The organism is Roseivirga sp. UBA1976 (assembly GCF_002336325.1).
Taxonomy (GTDB): Bacteria; Bacteroidota; Bacteroidia; order Cytophagales; family Cyclobacteriaceae; genus Roseivirga; species Roseivirga thermotolerans.
In genome coordinates, this window is sequence record NZ_DDDQ01000067.1 from 1 (window position 1) to 7,685 (window position 7,685).

General features: G+C 46.2%; 6 protein-coding genes. 5 read left to right on the top strand and 1 reads right to left on the bottom strand.

Annotation, left to right across the window (positions count from 1 at the left end):
• The 5 genes from B3763_RS06995 to B3763_RS07015 form a co-directional block, all read left to right on the top strand.
• The coding region (locus B3763_RS06995) for a class I SAM-dependent rRNA methyltransferase (RefSeq protein ID WP_286745141.1) at positions 1-511 on the top strand (511 nt) is incomplete at its 5' end.
• Between the two features lie 45 nt (positions 512-556).
• Positions 557-1,246 carry a hypothetical protein gene (locus B3763_RS07000; RefSeq protein WP_286745143.1) on the top strand — a complete coding sequence of 230 codons (690 nt, stop codon included), beginning with the start codon at positions 557-559 and terminating at the stop codon, positions 1,244-1,246.
• A gap of 449 nt (positions 1,247-1,695) precedes the next feature.
• Positions 1,696-3,114: a Gfo/Idh/MocA family protein gene (locus B3763_RS07005; RefSeq protein ID WP_286745145.1), complete on the top strand. Its 1,419-nt coding sequence runs from the start codon at positions 1,696-1,698 to the stop codon at positions 3,112-3,114.
• 83 nt (positions 3,115-3,197) lie between these two features.
• On the top strand, positions 3,198-6,374 hold the full coding sequence (locus tag B3763_RS07010; protein WP_286745147.1) for a WD40/YVTN/BNR-like repeat-containing protein: 3,177 nt from the start codon (positions 3,198-3,200) through the stop codon (positions 6,372-6,374).
• A 121-nt stretch (positions 6,375-6,495) separates the two neighbouring features.
• Positions 6,496-7,203 (top strand): endonuclease/exonuclease/phosphatase family protein, encoded by a 708-nt coding sequence (locus tag B3763_RS07015; RefSeq protein WP_286745148.1) that lies wholly within the window; start codon positions 6,496-6,498, stop codon positions 7,201-7,203.
• A gap of 83 nt (positions 7,204-7,286) precedes the next feature.
• Here the strand turns inward: B3763_RS07015 and B3763_RS07020 are convergent.
• On the bottom strand, positions 7,287-7,685 hold a 399-nt coding region (locus tag B3763_RS07020), incomplete at its 5' end, for a YaaA family protein (protein ID WP_286745150.1).

Sequence of the window (7,685 nt, forward strand, 5' to 3'; positions counted from 1 at the left end):
GTTGAATACCTTTTGCTATAACGGAGGATTTTCCCTGTGTTCCTTGGCGGCCGGAGCCGAACGTGTAGTGTCAGTAGATGTTACTAAGCCTGCCATTGAGCAAACTAAAGTCAACTTACTGAATAACGGCTACTCGCCAGAACAACACCCCTGTCTGGCCATTGATACCTTTGAATACCTGCAGCACAACAGCAAAGATTTCGATGTTATTGTACTCGATCCACCTGCATTTGCTAAGCACTTAAGTGCTCGCCATAATGCCCTCAAAGGCTACCAGCGTCTCAATGCTATGGCCTTAGAGCAAATAAAACCCGGAGGAATTCTTTTCACATTTAGTTGCTCTCAGGTGGTCGATAAGAATCTTTTCTATAATGCAGTGGTGGCAGCAGCTATTCAGGCCAGGAGAAAAGTAAAAGTGCTAGAGCGGTTGTCGCAACCAGGCGATCACCCCGTAAGCCTTACCCACCCTGAGGGTGAATACCTGAAGGGACTTATTCTGGAGGTACTATAAGTAACAGCACTTGCCTGAAAGGCTGGACCAAACTATTTTCGCGGCATGAAAACCTTCACCAAATGGATACACACCCTGGTTTTAACAGTGCTTCTAGTAGCTTGTGAAAATCGGAAAGACCAGGTCTTTACACCCACCATTTTTACTGTGGAAGAGGCCTATGAGTTTCTTCTCGATGCCGGATTTATGACAGATGCCCCGAAAGGACAACGCGGCTACAACCCGAAAGCACTGCACAAGGAATCGGCTGAAGATCTTCTGGGACTCATTACCACCCTCGCTCCTAACAAAGAACCGGCCTTGGTATTTTATCTTGAAGTGGCCGGAGCTACTCTACCTAATGAAAAAGAGCGAGAACTGTTTATAACCCAGTGGACTGATAAAATTCCCTGGTTTGCTACCGACATTGTTACGGCCATCAATTTTGAGCTTAATAATCCTGAACAACAAATTATTTCAGAAGCCATAGACCATCTTATTTCCAGTCTTTCTACCGAGCAAACCATAGCCCTTTTGGTTCGGCAGAGCTTTATTAGAGAAAATATGGGGCCTGATGGAAATGGCAACGGAGAATATACCATACTGGAAGATGGCGTTGAGCATTGGTCGGCCAACTATATGCTGCAGTGTGCCGACAATATTCGAAAAGAACAGCCGGGAGAAAACCTGTTAGTCATTGCCGAGGCCCTTGAGCAGTTGGCAGACACCAAAGTCCGGGACGAGGACAACAGGTAGTCCGATACCTGTTCATAACAACTATACTCTAGAACTACCTTTGTATAGGCGACCGTCTTTATTAAATCTCTTTTTAGGTGGTCTGAATAAAGACGCCTTGCTTTGTTACAGACCATGTTTCTACTATACTTGAAGTAGGCCATTGGTAAAGATTTGAATGGAGGTAATTATGAAAACCTGCCAGAGAGAACTTAAAAATACAGGTCTGTAATTTTAATTGGCAATGATCTGCTTCTGTAAAATTAAATTTGCCCAAACACCCATCAAGCCACAATAATAAAAAAGCGTTTCCCGTTCAGGCTTTTCTTATTAATTTATCGGTCGATTGTTGCAGGAAATACAACAACCACTGAAACACTCCATTTTCTGCTTCGATCCTCACAGAAATTATCAAATTTTTTAAACGATTGTATGAAACCTGAGCGCGCTGGCTCAAACCATTTGAAACTATGGAACAACCAAAAAAGAACACCTCCAGGAGAGACTTTATTAAAACACTAGGACTAGGAACGGCTGCATTTACCATTGTGCCACGCCATGTGTTAGGCAAAGGCTATAAGGCCCCGTCAGATACATTCTATCTGGCTGGTATTGGTGTAGGCGGAAAGGGTTATTCAGACCTGACCGAATGTGCTAAAAGCCCTGCAGTAAAAGTGATTGCTTTGTGTGATGTTGACGACAGAAGAGCGGCCAATGCCCGCAAAACTTTTGCTGATGCCAGTTATTACAAAGATTACCGGGTAATGCTGGAAAAAGAAACCGGCATAGACGGTGTAACCATTGCCAGTCCTGACCATATGCACGCCATTCAAACCATGGCGGCTATGCAACGTGGTAAACACGTATATGTGCAGAAACCACTTACCCACGACATTGCCGAAGCTCGGGAACTTACTGAAGCAGCCCACAAATACAAAGTGGTAACCCAAATGGGAAATCAGGGAGCCTCTGGCGATGGTGTAAGAAAAATGCAAGAGTGGTATCAAGCCGGCCTTATAGGCGATGCCACAGAGGTGTGGTGCTGGACCGACCGTCCGGTGTGGCCACAGGGAATTGCCTGGCCAGCTGAACGCAAAGCACAGGTGCCAAAAGAGCTGGATTGGGACTTATGGTTAGGAACCGCCCCAAAGAAAGACTATATCGATAATCTGGTGCCTTTCAACTGGCGTGGCTGGTGGGACTATGGTACAGGAGCTCTGGGTGATATGGCCTGCCACATTATAGAACCGGCCTTTAAAACATTGAACCTGGGTTACCCTACAGGAGTTGAGGCTTCCGTAGGCTCTGTGTATGTGGGTGAATTTAGAAGAGGTTACTTCCCGGAAAGTTGCCCTCCTTCTTCGCACATTACTCTAGATTTTCCCGAAAGAGGAGATCAGCCGGCTTTAAAACTTCATTGGATGGACGGAGGTATTCAGCCACCACGACCTGAGGAACTGGGTGCCAATGAACAAATGGGCGATGGAGGCAACGGAGTAATTATAAAAGGAACCCGAGGCACCATGATGTGCGGAACTTATGGTATGAACCCCAAACTCATTCCGCTGGAACTGAATGATGCGCTCAATGTAAAGGAAACTATTCCAAGAGTGCCGGAAGGACACTACGTGCAATGGGTAAATGCAGCTATGGCTGGTTATAAGCAAAAAGAGTGTAGTTCCGACTTCGATATTGCCGGGCCTTTAACAGAAAGTATCCTGATGGGTAACCTGGCTTTAAGAAGCTTCGATATTCAAAAGAAAGAAGGCAACAGAACCGTTTACCCGGGCCGATACATAAAACTACTTTGGGATGGACCAAACATGAAGGTGACCAACTTCGATGAGGCCAACCAATTTGTGAAGAGAGAATACAGAACAGGCTGGTAATCAGTCTAATAAATACGATATAAAAAGGAGATTGGTCGCGTACTAATCTCCTTTTTCATTCACTTTTTGTAACCATAAGAATTATGCTCAAACAACTCACCCTACTCCCCCTTTTGTTGCTTTCACTACTTGCTCATGCTCAGAGCAATTTAGACCAGAAGCTAGGCAATCACCGCTTTCGGTTCATTGGTCCGGAGGGTAATCGGGCCATTGCGGTAGCTGGTGTTCCGGGCGACCCTATGATCAATTACATTGGTGCCGCTTCGGGCGGACTTTGGAAAACCGATGACGGAGGCATTAACTGGCGCCCCATTTTTGACGATCAGGACATTTCTTCCATAGGCTCGGTAGCACTGGCTCCCTCCAATCCTGATCAGGTATGGGTGGGCACAGGAGAAACCTTCCTCATTCGGCCGGCACATGCCATGGGTAACGGCATTTACTTTTCGCCCGATGCAGGTCAAACCTGGGAACACAAGGGGTTAGAAAACACCGGAAGAATTGGCCATATTCTCGTACACCCTACCAACCCCAAGATTGTTTATGCCGCAGCCCTGGGTCACACTTATGGCCCACAACAAGAACGCGGAGTGTACAGGACCAAAGACGGAGGAAATACATGGGAAAGAGTGCTGTTTATCGATGAAGGCACAGGCGCTTCAGACCTGGCCATAGATCCGGAAAACCCGAACATCATATACGCAGCCATGTGGTCTATACACATCAATACCTGGGGGCTAAACAGCGGTGGCCCCGGCAGTGGTATATATAAGTCGACCGATGGCGGAGATAGCTGGGAGCCATTGAATAAGTATGGGTTGAAATTTGGGGCCGAGCGAATAGTGGGAAAAACATCTGTAGCTGTTTCACATAGCGACCCCAATGTGGTCTATGCCTTGTTCGAGGCAGAAAGCCCTGAAGTTTGGAGGTCGGAAGACAAAGGCAAGAGCTGGACTTTGATGAGCCGTGAGCACGATTGGAACGAAAGAGCTCCCTATTACACCAGAATTCGGGTAAATACCGGAGACCCTAACGAAATTTATTCCATGTCCGTGCGATTTGTTCATTCGCTAGATGGTGGAAAGACCAGAAACCCCAGGCCGCCCCGTGGTGGTGGCGACAATCACGACATTTGGATAGATCCTCAAAACCCCGATCGCTACCTGGTAGCCCATGATGGTGGGGTGAGCATGACCCTCAACCATGGAAGAAGCTTTCAAAGAGTGGTGCTTCCAATCGCCCAAATGTATCACGTAGCCGTAGATGACAAAATTCCTTACAACGTCTTTGGAAATCGTCAGGATGGCTGGTCCTACATGGGGCCAAGCAACTCACTTCAGGGCTATATTCCACTTGGTTTGTGGAAAGGCGTTGGAGGTTGCGAAAGCGGTTTCGCTCAACCCGATCCGAACGATAACAACATCATCTGGTCTGGTTGTTATGATGGAGGCCTCGAAAGGCACGACATTCGAACAGGGCATTCCAGGGAAGTGAGAGTTTGGCCTGAAGCAGGCTATGGATGGGCTCCGGCCGATATGAAATATCGCTGGCACTGGAACTTTCCTTTAAGTTTTTCGCCCCATCACAAGGGAAGAGTATATGTAGGTAGTCAATACGTGCACATGTCGGACGATGGTGGCCAAAGCTGGCAAATCATCTCTCCCGATCTTACCCTCAACCTCAAATCGCATCAGCAAAGCTCAGGTGGAGTAGCCATCGATAACCTGATGACCTTCGATGGTTCTACGCTTTTCGCCATTGAAGAATCGCCTTTAGAAAAAGGCTTGATCTGGGTTGGAACCAATGATGGCCAGGTGCAGGTAACCCGAAACGGAGGCGAGAACTGGACCAACGTTACATCGAATATTAAGGGGCTTCCCGAATGGGGCACTATAGCCAATATCGAAATATCGCGTTATCAGAAAGGCACGGTTTACATCTCTGTAGACCTACACCAGATGGGTGATTTTGCCCCTTACATTTACAAAACCACCGACTACGGCCAAAGCTGGAAGAAAATTTCTAATGGAATTCCTTCCTCTGAATCGAGCTTTGTGCATGTAATTAAGGAAGACCCTAAACGCCAGGGTATGCTCTATGCGGGTATCGATAAAGGTATCTATGTAAGCTATGACGATGGAGCCAGTTGGGATCGTTTGAGACTAAACTTACCTCCTGCTCCGGTGTATTGGATTGAGATTCAAGAGCGGTTTGACGATATGGTGGTGGGTACTTACGGACGCGGTTATTACATACTGGACGATTTGGCTGCACTCAGAAAAGCCGACCAACTGGACACCGATTTGGTTTTACTGGATGTAAGGGATACTTACCGCTTCAACAATCGGGAAAGCATTAAAACAGATGGAGGTAGCTTCAATTCAGGTCAGAACCCGCCCAATGGAGCGATCATTAATTACTACTTACCGGAAAGTGTAAAAGGCAATGTAAAAGTGGAAATTGTTAGCCGACAGGGCGATGTTATTCGCACCTTAACGCCAAGATCAAGAGCCGGTATAAACAGAACAACCTGGGATTTAAGGTATGAACCAATTATTCAGGCCAGACTTTTAACGCAACCACCGGGCCGTCCTTGGGTTCAGCTCAATGGCGAAGGTTGGAGACCCCTGGTGCAATGGGATTTAGACCTCATGGCCGGACAGTACGGTCCCAGAGTGGCTCCAGGCACCTATAAAGTGAGGCTGAAAGTAGAAGATGAAAGCGGCCAGACTATCCGTGAAGTTACCAAAGATCTCAATGTACTGAAAGACCCATATTCTGAAGGAACCCAGGAAGACATTGAGGCGCAAGTCTACTTCTCTCTACAATTAAGAGATGCCATTAACGTGGCTGTAAGTAACATCAATGCAGTAGAAATGTTGCGCAAAGAATTGGAAGAAATTATTGACGAAGAATCTGATAAAAGAACCCAAAAAGAGGCCATGAGGCTTTTGGGTATAGCCGAAGATATTGCCGGTAAACTCTACGATATTCACCTAACCGGAGCCCGTGAGGATGCCTTCAGAAGCCCCATTAAGCTTTACGGCAGATTGAGTGCACTGGCCAGTGATATTAATGGCAGCGGTATTGACTTCCGCCCCACCAATCAGCAAGGCGAAGTGTACGAAGTACTGAATGAGAGGCTTCAGGCCGCAATAAAGCAGTTCGATCAGATTATTAATGAAGACATACCGAAGTTCAACAAAGCTCTGGAGAGAAAGAACAGAACAATTGAAATTGAGAAATCGGGTGGAAAGTAAAGCCGTATTGAATAATTGCAAGGAACACTTTAAGAAGTCTGCGCTTATAGTCCTTAGACTAACTTTAGTGTTCCTTATCATTAGCTCTTGCTCTCAGACGCAAATCACAGAGTTCAAGATCATGTCTTACAACATCAAACATGGTGTTGGAAACGACCAGCAGTTGGACCTATCGCGTGCTTTAGAGGTTATTAAAGCCCAGTCACCTGATCTGGTTGCCCTTCAGGAAATTGATCATTTCGCAGAGCGATCAGACAGTGTAGACCAAACCCACTTTTTGGCTAGTGAACTCCACATGACTGGCACTTTTGGGCAGTTTATGACCTTTCAGGGAGGGGGCTATGGTATGTCTACCCTTTCAGCAAAGCCTGTCAGTTTAACGAAAATACTCCCTTTACCGGATGGTGTTTATGAACCAAGAATATCCATTGTTCAAGAGATAGAAGTGGCTCAAGGTACCTCTATCCTGTTTGCTAATGTACATTTAGACTGGATAGCGGGCCTGGAAGGTCAAGAAACACGCATGGCACAGGCAGCCGCGCTAATTGAATACTTAAACCAATTTGATTTACCGACAATTATTACCGGAGACTTTAATTGTGAGCCGGGTTCACCAACCATGCGGTTATTCTATGAGGCCGGTTTTGTCTTTGTTCCTAAAGGCCCCGATAACCTTAGCTTTCAGGGGAATACAAAGGTAGAAATTGACCATGTAGTGTATAGGAATACCCCAAAGTCACAACTGCAGGTAACGTTTATCGATTTACTGGATGAGCCGCTTGTTTCCGATCATAGGCCTTTGGTAGCTACTGTGCAGCTTACACATTAATTCTTCATTTACGAAAGTCGATGGCCAATAACTGTGAGAAGACAGGCCGTTGGTACTTTGCTTTCTCAGCCTTCAGAGAATATCTACCCTCTCTTAAACAACAAATTATTCTCATCCGAACCCTCTGCATCGAACCAATAACCCTCATAATCAAAGCCTTTAAGTCCTTCCACCTCATTGATACGATTCTTGATGATATACTGAGCCATTAAACCTCTGGCCTTTTTGGCAAAGAATGAGATGATCTTATACTCACCATTCTTCATATCCTTAAACTCAACATTGACCACTCTGGCCTTCAGGCTTGGCCTGTCAATAGCTTTGAAGTACTCCTGAGAGGCAAGGTTGATTAGTACTTTGTCGCCTTGCTTTTTGAGGTCGCGCATTACCTGAGCCACAATCTTATCGGCCCAATAGTTATAGAGTGTGGTATGGTCATCAAAAGCCAGTCGGGTGCCCATTTCTAATCGATAGGGTTGAAT